At 40.0% G+C, this 19400-nt stretch carries 21 protein-coding genes; 19 read left to right on the forward strand and 2 right to left on the reverse strand.

The window, feature by feature from the left end:
* Window positions 1–567 precede the first annotated feature (567 nt).
* From CVT00_RS03955 to CVT00_RS03995, 9 genes are all read left to right on the forward strand, one after another.
* Window positions 568–1014: a hypothetical protein gene (locus CVT00_RS03955; protein WP_196376889.1), complete on the forward strand. Its 447-nt coding sequence runs from the start codon at window positions 568–570 to the stop codon at window positions 1012–1014.
* Window positions 1015–1175: 161 nt separating this feature from the next.
* Entirely contained in the window at window positions 1176–2549 is a 1374-nt protein-coding gene (locus CVT00_RS03960) for a sodium-dependent transporter (protein WP_103559102.1), read from the forward strand.
* 4 nt (window positions 2550–2553) lie between these two features.
* Window positions 2554–3672, forward strand: coding sequence for a hypothetical protein (locus CVT00_RS03965; protein ID WP_107915409.1), 1119 nt, complete (start codon window positions 2554–2556; stop codon window positions 3670–3672).
* Window positions 3673–3680: 8 nt separating this feature from the next.
* Window positions 3681–4883, forward strand: a complete 1203-nt coding sequence (locus CVT00_RS03970) for a M48 family metallopeptidase (RefSeq protein WP_103559101.1) — start codon at window positions 3681–3683, stop codon at window positions 4881–4883.
* Window positions 4873–5685, forward strand: a complete 813-nt coding sequence (gene prmC / locus CVT00_RS03975) for a peptide chain release factor N(5)-glutamine methyltransferase (RefSeq protein ID WP_107915411.1) — start codon at window positions 4873–4875, stop codon at window positions 5683–5685. Before CVT00_RS03970 ends, prmC begins: the two co-directional genes overlap by 11 nt.
* A gap of 10 nt (window positions 5686–5695) precedes the next feature.
* Entirely contained in the window at window positions 5696–6175 is a 480-nt protein-coding gene (locus CVT00_RS03980; RefSeq protein WP_107915413.1) for a DUF4149 domain-containing protein, read from the forward strand.
* Window positions 6159–6941 (forward strand): threonine/serine exporter family protein, encoded by a 783-nt coding sequence (locus CVT00_RS03985; protein ID WP_009293667.1) that lies wholly within the window; start codon window positions 6159–6161, stop codon window positions 6939–6941. The genes CVT00_RS03980 and CVT00_RS03985 overlap by 17 nt, the downstream gene beginning before the upstream one ends.
* On the forward strand, window positions 6934–7449 hold the full coding sequence (locus CVT00_RS03990; protein WP_002940362.1) for a threonine/serine exporter family protein: 516 nt from the start codon (window positions 6934–6936) through the stop codon (window positions 7447–7449). The genes CVT00_RS03985 and CVT00_RS03990 overlap by 8 nt, the downstream gene beginning before the upstream one ends.
* Window positions 7450–7469: 20 nt before the next feature.
* Window positions 7470–7859 carry a YbgC/FadM family acyl-CoA thioesterase gene (locus tag CVT00_RS03995; RefSeq protein WP_107915415.1) on the forward strand — a complete coding sequence of 130 codons (390 nt, stop codon included), beginning with the start codon at window positions 7470–7472 and terminating at the stop codon, window positions 7857–7859.
* Between the two features lie 12 nt (window positions 7860–7871).
* On the opposite strand, the gene CVT00_RS04000 is transcribed toward CVT00_RS03995, so the two are convergent.
* Window positions 7872–9152 carry a hypothetical protein gene (locus CVT00_RS04000; protein WP_107915417.1) on the reverse strand — a complete coding sequence of 427 codons (1281 nt, stop codon included), beginning with the start codon at window positions 9150–9152 and terminating at the stop codon, window positions 7872–7874.
* Window positions 9149–9640, reverse strand: coding sequence for a uracil-DNA glycosylase family protein (locus CVT00_RS04005; RefSeq protein WP_230853798.1), 492 nt, complete (start codon window positions 9638–9640; stop codon window positions 9149–9151). The genes CVT00_RS04000 and CVT00_RS04005 overlap by 4 nt, the downstream gene beginning before the upstream one ends.
* Before the next feature lie 285 nt (window positions 9641–9925).
* Here CVT00_RS04005 and rpmH point away from each other — a divergent pair, with 285 nt between their 5' ends.
* The 10 genes from rpmH (at window position 9926) to CVT00_RS04055 (ending at window position 19399) form a co-directional block, all read left to right on the forward strand.
* Window positions 9926–10060, forward strand: coding sequence for a 50S ribosomal protein L34 (rpmH, locus tag CVT00_RS04010; protein WP_002940373.1), 135 nt, complete (start codon window positions 9926–9928; stop codon window positions 10058–10060).
* Entirely contained in the window at window positions 10048–10383 is a 336-nt protein-coding gene (gene rnpA / locus CVT00_RS04015) for a ribonuclease P protein component (RefSeq protein ID WP_035142427.1), read from the forward strand. Before rpmH ends, rnpA begins: the two co-directional genes overlap by 13 nt.
* Entirely contained in the window at window positions 10380–10721 is a 342-nt protein-coding gene (gene yidD / locus CVT00_RS04020; RefSeq protein ID WP_103559094.1) for a membrane protein insertion efficiency factor YidD, read from the forward strand. Before rnpA ends, yidD begins: the two co-directional genes overlap by 4 nt.
* Window positions 10722–12278 carry a membrane protein insertase YidC gene (yidC, locus tag CVT00_RS04025; RefSeq protein ID WP_103559093.1) on the forward strand — a complete coding sequence of 519 codons (1557 nt, stop codon included), beginning with the start codon at window positions 10722–10724 and terminating at the stop codon, window positions 12276–12278.
* On the forward strand, window positions 12275–13357 hold the full coding sequence (locus CVT00_RS04030) for a Jag N-terminal domain-containing protein (RefSeq protein WP_103559092.1): 1083 nt from the start codon (window positions 12275–12277) through the stop codon (window positions 13355–13357). Before yidC ends, CVT00_RS04030 begins: the two co-directional genes overlap by 4 nt.
* Window positions 13354–14679 (forward strand): tRNA uridine-5-carboxymethylaminomethyl(34) synthesis GTPase MnmE, encoded by a 1326-nt coding sequence (gene mnmE / locus CVT00_RS04035; protein ID WP_103559091.1) that lies wholly within the window; start codon window positions 13354–13356, stop codon window positions 14677–14679. The genes CVT00_RS04030 and mnmE overlap by 4 nt, the downstream gene beginning before the upstream one ends.
* Before the next feature lie 42 nt (window positions 14680–14721).
* Window positions 14722–15303 carry an NAD(P)H-dependent oxidoreductase gene (locus CVT00_RS04040; RefSeq protein WP_103559090.1) on the forward strand — a complete coding sequence of 194 codons (582 nt, stop codon included), beginning with the start codon at window positions 14722–14724 and terminating at the stop codon, window positions 15301–15303.
* A gap of 74 nt (window positions 15304–15377) precedes the next feature.
* A complete protein-coding gene (locus CVT00_RS04045; protein ID WP_107915419.1) occupies window positions 15378–16097 on the forward strand; it encodes a hypothetical protein in 720 nt (239 codons plus the stop codon).
* Window positions 16098–16153: 56 nt separating this feature from the next.
* Complete coding sequence (gene purL, locus CVT00_RS04050) at window positions 16154–18343, forward strand: phosphoribosylformylglycinamidine synthase subunit PurL (RefSeq protein ID WP_107915421.1); 2190 nt, start codon at window positions 16154–16156, stop codon at window positions 18341–18343.
* Window positions 18344–18346: 3 nt separating this feature from the next.
* On the forward strand, window positions 18347–19399 hold the full coding sequence (locus CVT00_RS04055; protein WP_107915423.1) for an SDH family Clp fold serine proteinase: 1053 nt from the start codon (window positions 18347–18349) through the stop codon (window positions 19397–19399).
* Window position 19400 lies beyond the last annotated feature (1 nt).

The raw sequence follows: 19400 nt of genomic DNA on the forward strand, positions 1-19400 counted from the left end.
GGAATTTTAAAATTTCTAGGCAAATTTGCAAATTTAGTCTAGTTGTTCCGCAAATTTTAAACTTTCACTCACTCGCAAAAATTGACTACTAAAATTTGGCTTCGCTTATAGCTTAGCTCAAATTTTAGAGCCGAAATTACTCGTTCATGGAATTTTAAAATTTACCTGACACTTGCCCGATGATAAACCGCATGCAGTGCGCTAGCACCATTGCATGCACCTTGAACGTGCGAGGGGTTTAGGGGATTTAAAAAGGGGGATAAGGGGACGGCCTCGTAACTCGAGTCCCCTTGTCTCCCTTTTGAATAATTTGAATAAAAAGAAATTTACAAATTTAATCAAGCTATTCTTGCAAATTTTAAAATTCCATTCACTCGCAAGAATTGACTACTAAAATTTGGCTTCGCTTACCGCTTAGCTCAAATTTTAGAGTCGAAATTACTCGTTCATGGAATTTTAAAATTTGCTCGCTAACCGTTACTAAAAAAATATAAAAAAATCACCATAAATTTTTATATAATCCCTCTTTTACAAAGGCGTAGCGACTTTTTACAAAAAGGGAGGCAAATGAGCCAGAAAAAGTCCAGTTTCCAAATTTTTACTTCAGCTGATGATGAGGTGTTTGCTTTTTTGTCAAATTTGGGTTATAAATGGCGCAAAAGCGATGATGTAGCAAATTTTATAGAGCGAAATTTTACATTTGTCGGCTCAAAACCGCTTTTACAAAATTTAAAAGATTATAAAACGGCTGATTATAAAAATTTTGCTGATATTAAAAATTTTCTAAGCTCGCATATAGACATTCAAAGTAAAATTTTAAGTGGCGAGATAAGCTATATCGGTGACAGTTTAACTAGCCTAGAGCTTAAATTTGCACCTGAATGCTTTTATGATTTTTTAAAATTTATGGTTAAAAATATCCCGCAACATCACTATTTTTGCAGCCCAAAAGAGGGTTGGATATTGCTAATTGCGATGGAAGGATACGTAGAATTTGGCGTTTTAGATAAATAGGCTTTTTGAATAAATTTACACGCAAATTTAAAAATAAATTCCGTCCATAAAAGTCCTCAAATTTAGCAAAAAAGCCAAATTTACACGCGAGCATCGCCTGTCGCTAGCAAAATTTAATCAATTTTTTTATATAATCCCTGTTTTTCACAAAGGTAGATAATATGGATAGAAAATCGTGGAGTTCAAGACTTACATACATTTTAGCTGTTGCAGGGGCTACGGTCGGCTTTGGCGCGACGTGGCGGTTTCCTTACTTGGTCGGTCAAAACGGCGGCGGGGCCTATGTTCTCGTGTTTTGCATAGCGATGATAGTCATTGGTATTCCTATGATTTTGGTTGAAAACGCCATCGGTAGGCGCCTAAAGTGCAACGCCGTTGATGCGTTTGGCGGTACGATAAATGGCAAAAAGATCAGCAAAAAGTGGCAGATAGTCGGCTGGATGGGGCTTGTAGGCGCATTTGGCATCATGGCTTATTATATGGTTATCGGCGGCTGGGTCTTAAACTATATCGCTCAAATTTCATTTGGCCTGCTTGATCTCTCGCACATCGTGAGCTTTGAGCAAACTAGCGCATTTTACGAGCAAAATATCGTTAGCAACCCGCTTGCCATAAGCTTTGCGACCCTTGTTTTTGTTCTAGTGAATTACGCTATCTTGGTGCAAGGTGCAGTTGGCGGCATCGAGCGTTCGGCAAAATATCTAATGCCATTGCTTTTTATCCTAATGCTAGTAATGATCGCTAAAAATATCACGCTTGATGGCGCGATGAGTGGTGTGAAATTTTATCTAACGCCTGATTTTTCAAAGATAAATTTAAAGCTTTTTGTCGAGGTTTTGGGGCAGGTTTTCTTTGCGCTTTCGCTTGGATTTGGCGTGATGATAACGCTCTCAAGTTTTGTTAAAAAAGACGAAGGGCTGGTTAAAATTTCTATCATCACAGGCATCTTAAACACCGTCATAGCCGTGCTTGCTGGCTTTATGATATTTCCGTCGCTCTTTAGCTACGGCGTCTCGCCAGATAGCGGTCCTAGCCTAGTTTTCAAGTCGCTTCCGATCGTCTTTTCGCACATGCCGTTTGGCGGATTTTTCGCGGTGGCGTTTTTCGCGCTTCTTATGATAGCTGCGCTTACGACGTCGTTACCGATATATGAAGTGATCATTACTACGCTGCAAGAGAAATTTAAGATAAAGCGCAAAAAAGCGATATTTTTAGTGCTTAGCGTCATTTTCGTGCTAGGAAATTTACCATCACTTATGGCTACAAATTTGCTAAGCCATGTGAGTGTTTTTGGTAAAAATATCTTTGACGCATACGACGCGATAAGTGCGACCATATTTTTCGTGCTGACCTCGCTTGGATGTGCGATATTTGTCGGCTGGGTGCTAAAAGATGAAGCGAAAAAGGAAATTTTACAAGGCAGCCAGAAGCACGCAAAGCTCATAGATGTTTGGTTTTTTTATATCAAATTTATCGTGCCTTTTGTCATTTTGGTGCTATTTATCAGTAGCTTTTACGACAACTTTTTAAAGTAAAAATATGCGCGAGCTTGTAAATTTTGATAGCGGTGAGCGTTTGGGGCTTGGCGTAGAGGATAAAGCTTTAGTGAGCGTGAGCCTAAAAGGCGCTAAAACAAAGCAGAGTAAAAAAGAATTTGCAAGCGAGCAAGAGGCTAAAAAGGCCTGCGTCAAAAAAGAGTGGGAGAGCCTAAAAAAGGGCTTTATCCTGCAAGATAGCGAGGCAAAAGCAGGAGAAGTGAGCTTGCACGTTTATATCGGCGGTGGATACACTGGTGCGCTTTCGTTTGCCAGCTTAAGAGATGAAATTTATGTTTATAAAAGTGGCGGTCAAAAAGATGGTGGCAAGCCTAGCGATCTTTTAGTGAAGCTTGATCGAAGTGGCACTATAAAAGAGCAGACCGCCTTGCCAAAGCCGCTTGCGTGGGATGTTCAGTGTGCAGGCGAAAATTTGCTTTTAGACCTTGATCATGAAATTTACATTTTTGAGCCAAAAGAGGTTAAATTTCGTGAAATTTTAGCCGAGCAAAATGTTAAGAAAAGTAGTGAGATAGCGAGCTTTATCTGCGCTTCAAATGATGTAGCAGTACTCGGCATGTTTGGACAAATTTTTACCTTTTGCGAGGGTAAAATTTCAAAGCTTGGCGAGTATAAATGCAGCACAAAAAACCATGTGCCGATACTTTGCGCGGCTCTTAGTGCGGATGCTAGCATGCTTGCACTTTGCACCAAAGAAAATGAGCTGCAAATTTTAAACGCAAAAAATGGCGAAATTTTAAGCGAGCTAAGAGCAGAATTTGGTGTACTTGATAAAATTTGCTTTTTAGACGAAAACACACTTTTAGTTAGGCGCTACCTTGAAAATAAGCTATTTTGTGTAGATATCAAAAGCGCAAAAGTCTCAAAGCAGCCTTGGATAAAGGACGAATACCTAAGAGCGAGCGAATTTTGCCTAGACAGCACAGCTGGCAAGCTTGTGGTGATAGATCAAAGCAGAGCCTACGCTATCAATCTAAAAAGTGGCGATGTGATGGTGGAATTTATGCTAGATCACGTTGTGAAAAACTGTGAGGCTAAATTTATAGATGTCAAGCTCGCAGTTAGAACGGACTATGGCTGCTTTAGTCTTTATGAAATTTAAGGGAGAATATGTTTTATACACTTTTATTTATCTATATTTTTTATGTGATTTTTAAGCTTTCTTTGGCGAATTTACAGATCGGCTTTGTAAGAGCTGAAGCTAAAAAAGAGCCAGTCGTGCTTGAAGCGAGCGAATACAAAAACGCCGCTGTTGTCGCCGTGACAAATCTAAAATTTGAAATTTTTAGCCTCATCTATCACGCCGTTATCTTCTTTGCGTGGATAAGCTTTGGGCTAAAAGTGCTCTCAAACGCTTGCCTAAAAGATGGCACTACGCTTGAAAATATCCTCTTTGTGATGAGCTTTTTGCTGATCTCATCGCTGCTTGATCTACCACTAAATATCTACGAGAGCTTTGTAAAAGATAAAAAGCTTGGCTTTTCAAATATGAGCGCAAAGATATTTTTGATTGATACTATAAAGTCGCTAGCGCTAATGCTCATTTTTGGCTCGGCTTTCGTCTGGCTCGTGCTTTTATGTATAAATTTTCTTGGAGAGTTTTGGTGGTTTTGGGCGTTTTTACTAAGTTTTGGTATCGCTTTAATTATAAATTTAATATATCCAACGCTCATTGCGCCTATCTTTAACAAGATGTCGCCACTTGAAGATGGCGAGCTAAAGGGTAAGATAGAGGGCTTACTTACAAAATGTGGCTTTAAAAGTAGCGGCGTTTTTACGATCGACGCTAGCAAGCGCGACAACCGCTTAAATGCCTATTTTGGCGGACTTGGAGCGACAAAGCGAGTGGTGCTTTTTGATACGCTGATAAAAAAGCTAAGCACCGCGGAGATCGTGGCGGTTTTGGGGCACGAACTTGGGCACTTTAAGCATAAAGATATCCTAAAAATGATAGCGCTAAGTGCGGTCATGCTATTTTGTCTATTTTTCATCTTTGGAAACGTGGGTGCAAGCGCATACGAGGCGATAGGACTAGGGCAAAATGGCGCTAGCATCATCATCTTTTTGGTGCTTTTCTCGCCTATTTTTAGCTTTCTTTTCTCGCCGATCATCTCGCACTTTAGCCGCAAAAATGAATTTGGCGCAGATAGATTTTCAAAAGAAATTTCAAACAAAACTGACATGATAAACGCCCTAACCAAGCTTGGCAGCGAAAACAAAGCATTTCCAAAGTCGCACTGGCTTTACTCATTTGTCTATCACTCGCACCCAAGCCTTTTTGAGCGGATAAATGAGCTAGAAAATGAGAGTTGAAGAGGCTCTAAAAGAAGCAAATTTAAGGCTAAAGCCACTTTGTGAGAACCCAAGCAGGGTGGCTAAAATTTTGCTTATGAGCTACCTTGATGTGAGCATCGAGTGGATATTTTTAAACCAAAAGAGGGAATTTGATGATGTCGGCTACTTTGCCCTTGTAAAGCGCTTTGAAAACTACGAGCCACTTGAGTACATTACCGGCAAGGCTGGCTTTTATGGACTGGAGTTTGAGGTAGAAAGTGGCGTTTTGATACCGCGCCCTGAGACTGAAATTTTAGTTGATAAAGTGCTAGAGATAGCAAATGGCTATAAAGCGCCAAAGATCGCTGAGATCGGCACTGGCAGCGGGGTAATAAGCATCATGCTAGCTCTTAAAACAAACGCTAAAATAGTAGCCACAGATATAAACGAAAAGGCTCTAAAACTAGCTAAAAAAAATGCGCTTAAATTTAATGTAAGTGATAAAATCGACTTTGTAAAATGCTCATATATCGATGAAATTTCAGGTGATATCGACATCTTGGTCTCAAACCCGCCATATATCGCGCGAGACTATAAACTTGATAAATTTGTGATAAACGAGCCGCATGAGGCGCTATTTGGTGGCGAGGTCGGAGATGAAATTTTAAAAAACATCATCCTTATCGCTAGAAACCGCGGCATAAAAAATATCGCCTGCGAGATGGGCTATGATCAAAGGGCGAGCATGGAGATGGCGTTAAAATTTAATGGCTATAAAAGCACATTTTACAAGGACTTGGCGGGCTTTGACAGGGGCTTTTGCGCGAGATTAAAACTATAAAGGAGAGAGATTGAGAAGCATCTATTTTTTACTATTAGCAGCGGTGATCGGCACTGAGCTAACGCTTGGTATTTTGGTCGCGCCAGTCATATTTTTCCCACAAAGCATCATAGGCGAGGGCGTGCTCACGCATTTTATGAGCGGACAGATGATGACAAAGATATTTTTAAAATTTAACTACGTTTTGCTATTTGTAAGCGCATTTGTGGCGGTTAGCGAGCTCTTTAATCTAAGAAAAAAGCTTGCATTTTCACTAAAATTTAGCACATTTATGCTCTCGTTTTTAAACTTAGCCCTAGCGCTAAGCTTTGTCTTTATCTTTACGCCTTTTATCGTGCAGGCTCAAAGTCTTGGTGCTGAAGCAACGCAGACAGCGGAGTTTGCCAAGATGCATAGCGCAAGCGAATATGTGATGAAAGTGATGCTTGTTTTGCAGCTCATTTTGTTTTTTGTGAAATTTAAGATCAGTCAAAATGAACGCCAAGCCTGATATCCAAATCTTAACAAATTTCCTCGCCGAATACACGACAGCGATGGTGAGCGCTGGCACATACACAGCGCGTGTAGAAAAGTGCGTCGACCGCATAGCTAAGCACTACGGATACGACGTTAGCGTGACCATTTTTGTGAAGTATTTTACCATTAGCGTGATGGACTCGCAGGACAACTCCTTGCGCCGAACTTATGTGAGAAAGATCCCTCTAGGGCAGGTTAGTTTTAATAGAATTTCCGAGCTATCCTCGCTCAGCTGGCAAATTTTAGATGAAGGTTTAAGTTTAGATGAAGCTAAAGAGAGCTTTGATAGCGTGATGAGTGTCAGTGCAAATAAATTTGCTAGCTCACTTATCTTGATAAGCCTTGCAAATGCGGCATTTTGCAGACTTTTTGGAGGTGATGCTGGCTCGGTTGTTTGCATATTTTTTGCAACGCTTGTTGGCTACACTCTTAAATTTGCCCTTGCAAAAATGGGCGTAAATTTAAAAATTCAATACGTCCTGACATCCTTTGTCGTCTCATTTATCGCCTATCTTGGCGTATCTTACGGACTTACGCACACAAGCGACGTGGCGATAGGCTCGTCTGTGCTCTTTATGATGCCTGGCGTTTTTCTCATAAATTCAGTCTTTGACATACTAAATGATAACACCCTTGTTGGCATCAGCAGGGCCATAAGCACGGGCATCCTCATACTTTGCATGGCTGTTGGCGTCTATATCACGCTAACGCTTAGCAGCGCGGAGATATTAAATGTTTGAGCTTTTTAGTGAAACGCTTGTAGATGCTGGCTTTGCTGCGGTGGCTGGGCTGGGCTTTGCCTATGCTAGCTCGCCTCCAAAAAGAACTCTCATCTTTTGTGCTTTGCTCGCTGCATTTGCGCATGCTAGCCGCTTTTGGATCATGCAGATGGGATTTTTTAACATCAGTGTCGCAACGCTCATCGTCTCTTTTATGAGTGGGATTTTAGGCATGCTCTTTGCCAAACGGCTAAAGGTGCCAGCTGAGATCATCGCATTTCCAGCGCTTTTGCCGATGGTGCCAGGAGTTTTTGCGTATAAAGGGATATTGGCACTTTTTTCATTTTTAAATGAGACAAGTATCGCTAAGAAAAATGAGTATTTGATCATATTTTTTGATAATGCTATCACGACTACGACGGTCTCGCTAGCGCTTGGTGTGGGCGTTTCGGTGGTGCTTATTTTATTTTATGATCAGTCGCTTACGATAACTAGAGGCGCTAAAGGCAAGCCTAGTAAGAGCAAATGAAAATTTAAAGGAGCTTTGCTGTGAAGATAAGAATTTATTACGAAGATACCGATGCAGGCGGCATCGTCTATCATACAAACTATATTAAATATTGCGAGCGAGCTAGAAGTGAAGCGTTTTTTGAGGCTGGGCTAAATTTCACAAAAGAGGGCGGATACTTTGTCGTTTCAGCTCTTGAGGCTAAATTTCTCGCTTCAGCCGTGCTTGGCGACGAGGTTTTTGTAAGAACAAAGCTCATAGAGCTTAAAAAGGCAAGCCTTGTTTTAGAGCAAGAAATTTATAAATTTGAAGAAAAAGATGCCGAAAAAGTGCTCTTTAAAGCGACTATCACGCTAGCTTTTATGAAAGAGGGCAGGCTAGCAAAGATAGATGAGAGCATGAAAACTTTTATAAATGGGGTTAAATTTTAGCAAGTAAAACTGCTAAATCCCGCTTGTGCTGTTTTGCTCCTGCGAATTTACCTCATTAAAGTGATCGCTTTTTGTATCATAAATTTTTACATCATATAAAACTTGCGAGCCCTCAACTCTCTCAGCAAAAATTTTGATGGCACTTTTGTTTATGAAATTTGTATAGATATACTCCACTCCCAGCGCACTTGAGTAGCCGATCTGTGAGTATCTAAAATCAACTCCAAAAAGATCTCCAAGCCCTAAAAAACTCTCATCAAGTAAATTTAGCGAATTTGCCACAAAGAGGTTTTGTCTATCTCTTTGCGTGATGGCACTAAAGATATTTGGCAAGAAATTTATCTGCGTGCTTAAAAGCGCGTAAGGCTTTATCTCAAAGCCTCTCATCTGCGTTGCTACAAGCGAAGCTTTAACTATAGGGATGTTTAAAAAGACGCTTGCATTATCAAATTTAGACTTTTTGCTTAAAGTGTTGTTTAAATTTATATCTTTGCCAGTGATCGAGCTTTCGTAGTAGTCGCTACTTTGCATGCGTACATATTCATTTAGTTTTTGTGCTAGCGCGCTGCCATCGTCAAAGGCGACTATTTTTTCGTTGGCAAAAGCCAGCAGGGCTGAAATTTGCGCTTTGTAATCAACTCCGCCAAAGATCAAATTTGGCTTTGGAGCTGCCACAAAAGAGCTATGAACGCTAGGGATGTAGATGAGTTCGTTTGGCAAGATGAGAGAATTTACCGTGTTTGCGCCATTTTGAGTAAGGGCTGCTATAAAGTAGATAAAGCCCTCATTTCTAGCGTTTTGAAGCGCGTTTTGAAGGCTAGGCAAACTTTCGTCGCTGCTATTTATAAATTTCACTTCAACATTTGCATCTTGCTTTAAGATGTAGCTCAAAATAGCGTTTGATACGACATTTGCGTATGATTTTATAACCTTTTGAGGGATGATGACTGCTATCTTGTCGCTTTGTGCAAGTTTTAAAACCATCTCTCCGCCAAGTGAGGTGTAAAGGTCTAAAAGTGCTTTATCATCTATCTTTGCTGGCTCAAATCTTGCCATAAAGCTAGCTAGCATATCGCTCTTAATAAGCTCATTTAAACAAGAGCTATCACAAAATTCTGGCTCTAAATTTATGTAAGTGATCTTTGCTGGTGGTATGCTTGAGAGGCTTTGATTTTTAGTGATGTTGCTTTCAAATTTTGCATCAGTGATCTCGTCTTGCATTTCGTTTAAGGCCTCATTTTGCGCTGCAAAAAGGCTTACAAATATAACTAAAAAAAGAAAAATTCTTTTCATATCACTCCCTTGATTTTTTTCAAATCATCTATAAAATTTTCTTCAAAACTTGGATTTTTGCTGATCCACTCTGGTGAAAAAGTTGGCATTATAAATCTATCATCATCTTTTAAAATGCTTCCTCTTATACTTGAAAATCCGCCTTTTGAGAGCAAATTTGGATAAAGATGCATGAAAGCTTCCTCTCCTAAAGTGATGATAATTTTTGGTTTAATAAGTCTTATCTCTTCTAAAAGATATGGCCTACAAAGCTCAAACGAGCTCTTTAGTGCTGGATTTTTCGCATCACTATTTGAAATTTCACAGCGCAAAAGCAAGCTTATATAGACATTATCTTTTTCTAAATTTAAGCCTTCTTTTATAGCGTTTTGCAAAATTTTGCCACTTGTGCCTTCAAAATAATCATCTTTTTTACAAAGTAATACAAACATTATCTTGCTATTTTTATCACCAAAGCCAGTAGAAACGCACTTTGAACTGTTTCTCAAAAAGCAAAGAGAGCACTTTTTTATCTCACTATTTAGCTCGTCTATGCTGTTATAATCTTGATATTTACTTAAATTAAGAAAATTTTCATCTATAAAATTGTAACCGATCGCTTTTAAAAAAAGTAATTTTTCTAAGAGATCTTTATTTTTATGAAATTTCATTTTTGGATTATAACTTGATTTACTTAAAGTTTAAATTATAGTTTTTTCGGGCTGATTTATTCAAAGGAATTTAAGTATTGCTTTGATAAAATCCCACTTTTTATATTAACTTTAAGGATAGAAATGAAAAGGACTTATCAACCTCATAAAACCCCTAAAAAACGCACTCATGGCTTTCGTTTAAGAATGAAAACTAAAAATGGCCGCAAGGTTATCAACGCTAGACGTGCTAAAGGTAGAAAAAGATTGGCTGCTTAGCTGGTTTTGAGTCACTAAGTGACTCGAGAGAATTTTCTCAGGTTTATAAAGAAGCCAGCAAATGGCACTGTGACGCTTGCGTAGTTTTTTATAAGCCTACAATTGAAAAAAAATTAGCAGTTGTTGCTAGCAAAAAAGTGGGAAAGGCAGTAGTTAGAAATAGAGCAAAGAGGCTTTTAAGAGCTGCTTTTTTTTCTATTTCTAATGAGCTAAAAGATGGCACTTACATTATGGTCGCAAAAAATGGAATTACAGAAATTTCATTTGACAAAATTTGTAAAAATTTGAGCTGGTCTACAAAAAAAATGGGATGTCTAAAATGAAAAAATTTGCGATTAAATTTATCGCTTTTTATCAAAAATATATTTCCATACTTCTGCCAAAAAGCTGTCGCTACTATCCGACTTGCTCACAATACGCCATTTGGGAATTTCAAACAAATAGCTTTTTCTCTGCTTTTTTTGCAACATTTATGCGAATTTTAAGATGCAATCAATTTTTCAAAGGCGGTATCAACTACCCAATCATCCGCAAAAAATTTAACTCATGTTTTATATTTCAAAAAAGCGATACCAAAAATGTAAATTTCTGGTTTATCCCTTGCCAAAATAGTAAATTTTATGTCGTAAAAGTATTAGATAAATTAAAGGAAAAAAATTAAATGGAACAGATGTCTATGCAAAAAAGACTGCTTCTTGCAGCACTTTTGTCTATCGTATTTTTTATAGTATATGACTTTTTTATGCCAAAAAGAGCTCCACTAGAGCAAAACCAGACAACGATCTCTCAAACAATGGATCAAAGCAAAGCTCCAGCCTCTGCTAACGATACTCCAAAATCAAATGAAAATTTAGCTTCAAACGAGATAATCGCTACCATCAAAGGTCAAAGCTACGAAGCAAAGATAGATAAGCTAGGCAGGATTGCGAAATTTTATCTCACCGAAGATAAGTACAAAACAGAAGATGGCAACAAAATCGAGCTTGTTTCGCAAAATCCACTGCCGCTTGAGCTTAGATTTAACGATAGCACTTTAAATGCTGATGCTTTTAAGGTTGCATATAGTAGTGACGCTAGCGAGGTAGATGCTAGCAGCGAGCCTAAAACCATAAAACTCATTCAAAATTTAGATGGCGTTACAGTCACAAAAAATATCAAATTTTACCCAAATGGTCGCTATGAAGTTGAAGTAAATTTAAGTAAAAGTGTTGATTATTTCATCACTCCTGGCTTTAGACCAAATATCGCGATAGATAGCTACACAGTTCATGGTGTCATGCTTAGAAATACAGACGATAGCCTAAACATCATAGAAGATGGCGATGCAAAAGAGGTTAAAAACTACGCAAATACAACTATAGCGGCTGCATCTGATAGATACTACACAGCGCTATTTTATTCATTTAACAAGCCATTTGAAGCCGTTGTGGATAAAGATGCAAATAACAATCCTATCGTCTTTGTAAAGGCAAACGATAGTCTAAAACTAGGCGCTTATATCGGACCAAAAGAGCATAAAATTTTAAGCTCGATGGATGAGAGACTAAACGACGTTATCGAGTATGGTTGGTTTACATTTATAGCAAAGCCGATGTTTGCGTTCTTGAATTTCTTACATAACTACATTGGCAACTGGGGCTGGGCGGTAGTCGTGCTAACGCTTGTTATAAGGATAGTTTTGTTCCCACTTACATATAAGGGTATGCTATCGATGAATAAGCTAAAAGAGCTTGCTCCAAAGGTAAAAGAGATCCAAACAAAATATAAAGATGATAAGCAAAAGATGCAAGTCCATATGATGGAGCTATACAAAAAACATGGCGCAAACCCGATGGGTGGCTGCTTGCCGATCTTGCTTCAAATTCCGGTATTTTTTGCGATCTACCGCGTTTTACTAAATGCGATCGAGCTAAAAGGCGCTCCTTGGATACTTTGGATACACGATCTTTCAGTGATGGATCCATACTTTGTGCTGCCTATCTTAATGGGTCTAACGATGTTTTTACAACAAAAGCTTACACCAACGACATTTACCGATCCTATGCAAGAAAAGGTTATGAAATTCTTGCCTTTGATCTTCACATTTTTCTTTGTGACATTCCCAGCAGGTCTTACGCTTTACTGGTTTGTAAATAACGTTTGTTCGGTCGTTCAACAAGTCTTTGTAAATAAACTTTTTGAAAAACATAAAAAAGCTGCGGAGGTAAAAGCTCAATGAAAATAGAAGCAAATACTCTCCAAGAGGCATTTCAAAAGGCAGCCGAGCAGCTTAACTGCTCGGTCACTGAGCTTGATATAAAGGTCTTACAGCATCCAAGTAGCGGAATTTTTGGTTTTTTTAAAAAGACAGCGATCATCGAGGCAAATTTAGAAAATCAGCCAAAACCACAACATAAACCAAAAAATGATAGAAATTTTGCTAAAAAAAGTGATGAGAATGAGAGTATAAAAGAAGAGAAAAAACAGAGTAAAAAACACGATCATAATGATAAAAAGCGAAATCCTAAAAAGCATAAAGATGAGAAAAATGAAACTAAGTCTGAGCAAAAAGAGCATAAAAATGAAAAGCCAAATTTGAGTGAAAAAAACTCAGCCCTTGCAAAAGATGCCTTTGCTGAAAAGGGTGAAAAAGAGGCTGAAGAGCCAGGATATGTCATAAAAAGACTTGATGAGCCAAAAGAGCAAAAAGAGACTAAAGTGGCAAAAGAGCCACAAGCTGGTAAAAGTGCTCCTAAAAATATCCTAGATACTTCAATCATCGAAAATTTCAACCAAAGTGATGAAGAGAGCGCGCCTCAAGCTTTACCAAAAGAGAAAAAAGAGAAAGTTGTAATCGACTTTGATAAAATTTTACCCGAGATAAAAGAGGGCATGACGCGTCTTTTTAAGGCAAGCTGCTTTGAGATAGACAAGGTAGAAGTTAGTAAATTTAACGATGAGACCGTGCTTATCGAGATAGACGGAGCTGATGCGGCACTACTTATCGGCAAAGAGGGTTATAGATATAAAGCGATCTCTTATATGCTCTATAACTGGCTAAATTCAAAATACAACCTCGCTATCCGCCTTGAGATCGCGCAATTTTTGCAAAATCAAGAAGCGATGATGGATCAATATCTAAATGGTGTGATCGAGCGTGTGCAAAATAGCGGCAGAGCCCAAACAAAGCCACTTGATGGGGTTTTGGTTAAGATCGCGCTTGAGAAACTTCGCGAGAAATTCCCAGATAAATATGTCGGCATAAAAAGCGGCAATGACGGCAAATTTGTCGTTGTAAATGATTTTTTTAAAAAATGAGTGAAACTATCGCAGCCCTTGCCACCGCTTATGGCATCGGCTCAGTTTCTATTGTAAGGCTTAGCGGCAAGGACGCCCTGTCCACATCTTTAAAACTTCTTAAACTTTCAAATTTAGAGCCAAGATATGCAAAGCTAGCCAAAATTTACTCCCTTGATGATGAAATTTTAGACGAAGCTATCGTTATATATTTTAAGGCTCCTGCAAGCTTTACTGGCGAGGATATCGTTGAGTTTCAAACTCATGGCGGCGTTATGGTGAGCGAGAGAATTTTAAATGAGCTAATAAGAGCTGGTGCTAGGCTAGCAATGCCTGGCGAGTTTAGCAAGCGAGCATTTTTAAATGGCAAAATGGATCTAGCCAAGGCCGAGGCGATGCAAGGGCTCATCACTTCAAAAAGCGAGATCGCTGCTAAAATTTTAACCCGCCAGATGCAAGGTGATCTTAGTAAATTTGTAGGCGAGATAAGAGGCGAAGTGGTCAAAACGCTTGCCTTTGTCGAGACTATGATCGACTATGCTGATGATGATCTGCCTGCAAATTTGCTAGAGCAGACTAAGCAGATGCTTTTAAAAAATAGTGAAAAACTAGAGCGCATAGCCACTCTTAGCGAGCAAAGAAGAGGGCTCATAGATGGCTTTAAGATTGCAATAGTAGGTAAGCCAAATGTCGGCAAAAGCTCCATTTTAAACTCATTTTTGGCTTATGAGCGCGCGATCGTTAGCGACGAAGCTGGCACAACTAGAGATAGGATAGAAGAAAATTTCAAGATCGGCTCGCATCTAGTTCGCATAATAGATACCGCAGGCATCAGAAAAGATGCTGGAAAGATCGAGCAAATCGGCATAAACTACTCAATCTCAGCCATAAACGAGGCTGACATCATCCTAGCTGTCTTTGATGGCTCTTGCCCAAGTGATGAGCAAGACAAAGAGATAATTAGGCTCGTTTCTAACTCAAATAAAAAAGCCTTTTTTATCCTAAACAAAAGCGATCTGGCATTTAAATTTGACATAAATTTGGATGGCGCCATCAAAATTTCTGCAAAAAATGATACGAGCGTAGTTTTAAAAGAGCTTGAAAGTTATCTCAAGACGCAAGACACTGATGAGATCATGCTAAGCTCAAACCGCCAAATTTTAAGCTGCAAAGAGGCGAGCGAGGCTTTAAAAAGGGCATTTTTTAGGCTAAATGAAGAGGAACTAGAAATTTTTGCTTATGAGCTAAATACCGCGATAAAGGCACTTGCAAGTATCACAAAGCCATTTGAGAGAAGTGAAATTTTAGACGAGATGTTTAGCCATTTTTGTTTAGGAAAATGATACTTTTTTTGGTTAAAATTTGCGCTTTTTAAAGGAGAGAATATGAAAATTTTACTTATAAATGGTGGCAAAAAATTTGGCCATTCAGATGGCAGGCTCAATCAAACACTTCACGATCTTGCGTGCGAAAAACTAGCGAAAATGGGTCACGAGGTAAAACAAACCGTGATAGATCAAGGCTATGATATCGAGGCTGAAGTTGAGAAATTTCTCTGGATGGATGCGGTAGTTTGGCAGATGCCAGCTTGGTGGATGGGCGAGCCTTGGATAGTGAAAAAATATATCGACGAGGTCTTTACAGCAGGTCATGGCAAGCTTTATACGAGTGATGGCAGGCACAGGGTAGATCCAGCCAAAAACTACGGCAAAGGCGGCTTGTTAAATGGCAAGAATTTTATGCTAAGCCTTACTTGGAATGCCCCAGCCGAGGCATTTAGCGATCCAAATGAGTTTTTTGAGGCGCGCGGAGTTGATGGAGTTTATTTTCATTTTAGAAAGGCAAATGAGTTTTTGGGCATGAAGCCTCTTCCATATTTTGTCTGCTACGATGTCATTAAGATGCCAGATGTGCCAAGAGATCTAAAAGAGTATGAGGCGCATCTTGAAAAAGTTTTCAAAGCGTAAAAACAAATTTCTACCGCCCTCTAGCCATTTGCGCTAGAGGCCATTTAAATTTATATCTATCTTGTGTGGGGAAAATGAGGACAAAATTTCTACTTTTAGCTGCTGTTATTTTATTTGCAGGGTGCGCTGGCAGGCAAATTTTAGCGCCAAGCGATGAGGCAAATTTACTCTACCTTGAAAATAACGAAACTTTGCATGAGATGAAATTTTATAAGCTGCAAAATAGCCTAGATGACTTTAATAAATTTGCAAACATTGTTGGCAAGGCTGAGATAAAAGCAGCCGGAGTAAATGCAGAATTTAGCGCTCTTGGCGATCTCATGCAAGGCAGCGAAGCAGATCAAATGGTGCTTATTAAAAATTTGGGCACAAACCATGATCTCATCTTGTCAAATTCTAGTGACATAGAGGAGCTAGCAAATGCAAAAAATATCAAATTTTATGAAATTTCAAATAAAGCTATCAAAAGCGTAGTTTATAGCACAAAGAGCATGCCAGTTTGCGAAGCTTTTGCAGGTGGCAAAGAGGTGATAAAAGTAAAAAGTGTGACAAATCACCCTTTGAAAAATGGCTTTTTTGCGGTGATCTTAAACTCAGATATATCTAATGATCAAGGCTTTTTTCTAAGAGAGACGAGCTATTATTTCAACCTTTCAAGCGAAGATGAAGAGAATATTAAGGCTGAGACGCTAACGCAAAATTTTTATAAAACTTTTATCGAAAGCGACCTTGTAAAACAAGGCGAAATTCTCTCAAATGTGCTTTGTTTTAGTAAATTCCAAAAGGCTTTTTAGTAACTTTTTATAAGCAAGGTTGTAAAATAGCTTAAAATTCTTAAAAGGTTACATCAATGGATAAAGCTACCATACAAGCACATAAAATCAGCGACGAAGAGTATGAGGAGATCTTAAAAATTTTAGGCCGTGAGCCAAATTTACTAGAGCTTGGCATATTTTCAGCGATGTGGAGCGAGCACTGCAGCTACAAATCAAGCAAAAAATACCTAAACGGCTTTCCGACAAAGGCACCTTGGGTCATTCAAGGACCTGGCGAAAATGCTGGCGTCATTGACGTTGGCGACGGGGTTGCAGCTGTGTTTAAGATGGAGAGTCACAACCACCCAAGCTTTATCGAGCCGTTTCAGGGCGCTGCAACTGGCGTTGGTGGAATTTTAAGAGACGTCTTTACGATGGGCGCAAGAGTTGTTGCGAACATGAACTCGCTTCGCTTTGGCGAGATAAGAGGCGAGGGCGAGCTAGCCAAAAAGCATAGATATCTGTTAAAAGGAAGCGTGGCTGGCATAGGACACTACGGCAACTGCATGGGTATCCCAACTGTTGGCGGCGAGACCACCTTTGATCCTAGCTTTAATGGCAATATCCTAATCAACGCCTTCGCGCTTGGTCTTTGTAAGAGTGATGAAATTTTCTACGGCAAGGCTGAAGGTGTTGGCAACCCAGTCATCTACGTAGGCTCAAAGACCGGCAGGGACGGACTTGGCGGCGCTGTGATGGCGAGCGATAGCTTTAACGACGAAAATAAATCACTTCGCCCAACGGTGCAAGTAGGCGACCCATTTGCCGAGAAGCTGCTTATGGAGGCGTGCCTAGAGCTTTTCAAAAAAGACTATATCATCGGTATCCAAGACATGGGTGCAGCAGGGCTAACAAGCTCTAGCTTTGAGATGGCTGGCAGAAGCGGCAGCGGCATGAAGATGTATTTAGAGCGCGTGCCGATGCGCGAAGTTGGCATGACGCCTTATGAGCTAATGCTAAGCGAGTCTCAAGAGCGTATGCTAATATGCGCCAAAAAAGGTTTTGAGCAAAAAGTGCTTGAAATTTTTAGAAAGTGGGACCTTGACGCTGAGATCATCGGTGAGGTCACAAGTAGCGGCGTGATGCAGCTTTACTGGCACGACGAGCTTGCAGGCGAAATCCCTATCGGCCCACTTAGCGAGGCAGCTCCTGTGCTTGATCGTCCAGTCGCACGTCCAAAATACCTTGATGGGATAGCAAATTTAGAAATTCCAAATAATGTTGATAACAAAACGGCATTTTTTAAGCTTTTAAAAGAGCCAGAAGTGCTAAATAAGAGCTTTATCTACGACCAATACGACGCAAATATCCAGACAAATACGATAAAACAGCCAGGGCACTTAGGTGCTGCAAGCATCAGAGTAAAAGGCACTAAAAAGGCCGTCTCTATGGCTGCGCAGTGCGATCCTAGAGCAAATTTCGTCGATCCAAAGATCGGTGCTGCAAGAGCCGTCGCTGCTGCTGGTAGAAAGGTAGCGATGAGCGGCGCTGTGCCACTTGCGATCACCGACTGCCTAAACTACGGCAATCCGCAAAATCCAGAGGTGATGTGGCAGTTTAAAGAGGGCTGCGAGGGCATAAAAGAGGCTTGCCGTGAGCTAAATACGCCAGTCGTTAGCGGTAACGTGAGCCTTTATAACGACACTGACGGCGTTAGCGTCTATCCAACGCCAGCTATCGTAACAGTTGGGGTAAATGACGATGCAAATTTAAACCTAAAAAGCACATTTTTAAGCGAGGGCAGGGCGATTTACTTGCTTGGTGAGACAAGTGGCGAATTTGCTGCTTCACTTTACGCAAAGGCGCTATTTAACGTGGTTGGTGGCAAGCTAAAAGAGGTTGAATATAAAGCTGAAAGGGCCCTTTGGGAGCTAGTGATAGAGGCAAATAAAGAGCAAATTTTAGAGTTTGCAAATAGCGTAGGCGTAGGCGGTCTTGCTATTACGCTAGCAAAAATGGCTAGCATTTCAAACATCGGCGCAAACTGCGAGATTAAATTTAAAGAGCCAAATTTCATCTTTGACGAGAGCTTTTCAAGGGCGGTCGTGGGTGTAAAAGACGAGGCTAAATTTGAAGCGCTTGCTGCTAAATTTGGTGTGAAATTTGAGAAGATCGGCGTTAGCGGAGGCAAGAGATTTAAGCTAAATGATATAGATGAGAGCTTAGAGGACGTAAGAGAAATTTATCTAAATGAGTTTGCGAAAATCGTAAAAAAGGAGGACTAAAAGATGTTTTCTAAAAAGTCTCAAAAAGTAAGCGGGGAAAAGGAAGTAGAGCAAAACGAGAAAAAGGGCGTGGCAAAACCGCCAGTGCTCTTTAGCGATACTCAAAATTTGATAAGTACGATAGAAAAAAGGCTAAATGCCCCTTTGATAACCTACTACAACTCAAACGCTGGTAATGTCTGCGGCAACGATGCAAGCGCAATGTATGAAATTTTAAAGGGTAAAAAGATAGATACTGCCTATCTTTTTATAAAAAGTGATGGCGGAAGCGGCATAGCTGCACTTAGGATCATTAGTACGCTTAGAAACTACTGCAAAAATTTAATAGCGCTGATCCCATCAAACTGCGCCTCAGCTGCTACGATGATGGCGCTTGGCGCAAATGAGATCGTAATGGGCCCACTTGCCTATCTAACACCAGTTGATACCTCTTTAAAACACGAGCTGAGCCCTACAAACAAGGGTAACGAGCTTGTTAGCGTCTCTATGGACGAGCTTAGCCGTGTAGTGAAGCTTTGGAAAGAGCAGGATAAAGATAGACCAAACGACACAAACCCCTATAACTCGCTATATGAGTATATTCATCCGCTAGTTTTTGGTGCGGTTGATCGTGCTAGCTCGCTCTCACTTAAAATTTGCTCTGAGCTACTTAGATATCACATAGATGATGACAAAAAGATCGTTGAAATTTCAGAGCGACTAAACGCAGACTACCCAGCGCACGAGTATCCGATACTCTTTCGTGAGGCGCAGGAGATCGGCCTGCATGTCAAAAAAATGGACGATGATCTAAACGAGATGCTTCAGGAGCTAACGCTACTTTACTCAGAGATGGGACAGCGAGCCTTTACCGACTACGATGAGAACAGCTATCACGATAACAACATCGCAAACATCATCGAGACAAACGGCAAACAAATTTACTATCAGATCGATAAAGACTGGTTTTATCGCCCTGAGGAGCGCCGCTGGAATGTTATGAATGACGAGAGCTCATGGCGCAAAAACGAGCTAGTAAATGGCAAGATAAAAAATACGATCTATCACTTGTGGTAAT

Origin of the sequence: Campylobacter concisus (genome assembly GCF_003048675.2) — a bacterium.
Taxonomy (GTDB): Bacteria; Campylobacterota; Campylobacteria; order Campylobacterales; family Campylobacteraceae; genus Campylobacter_A; species Campylobacter_A concisus_F.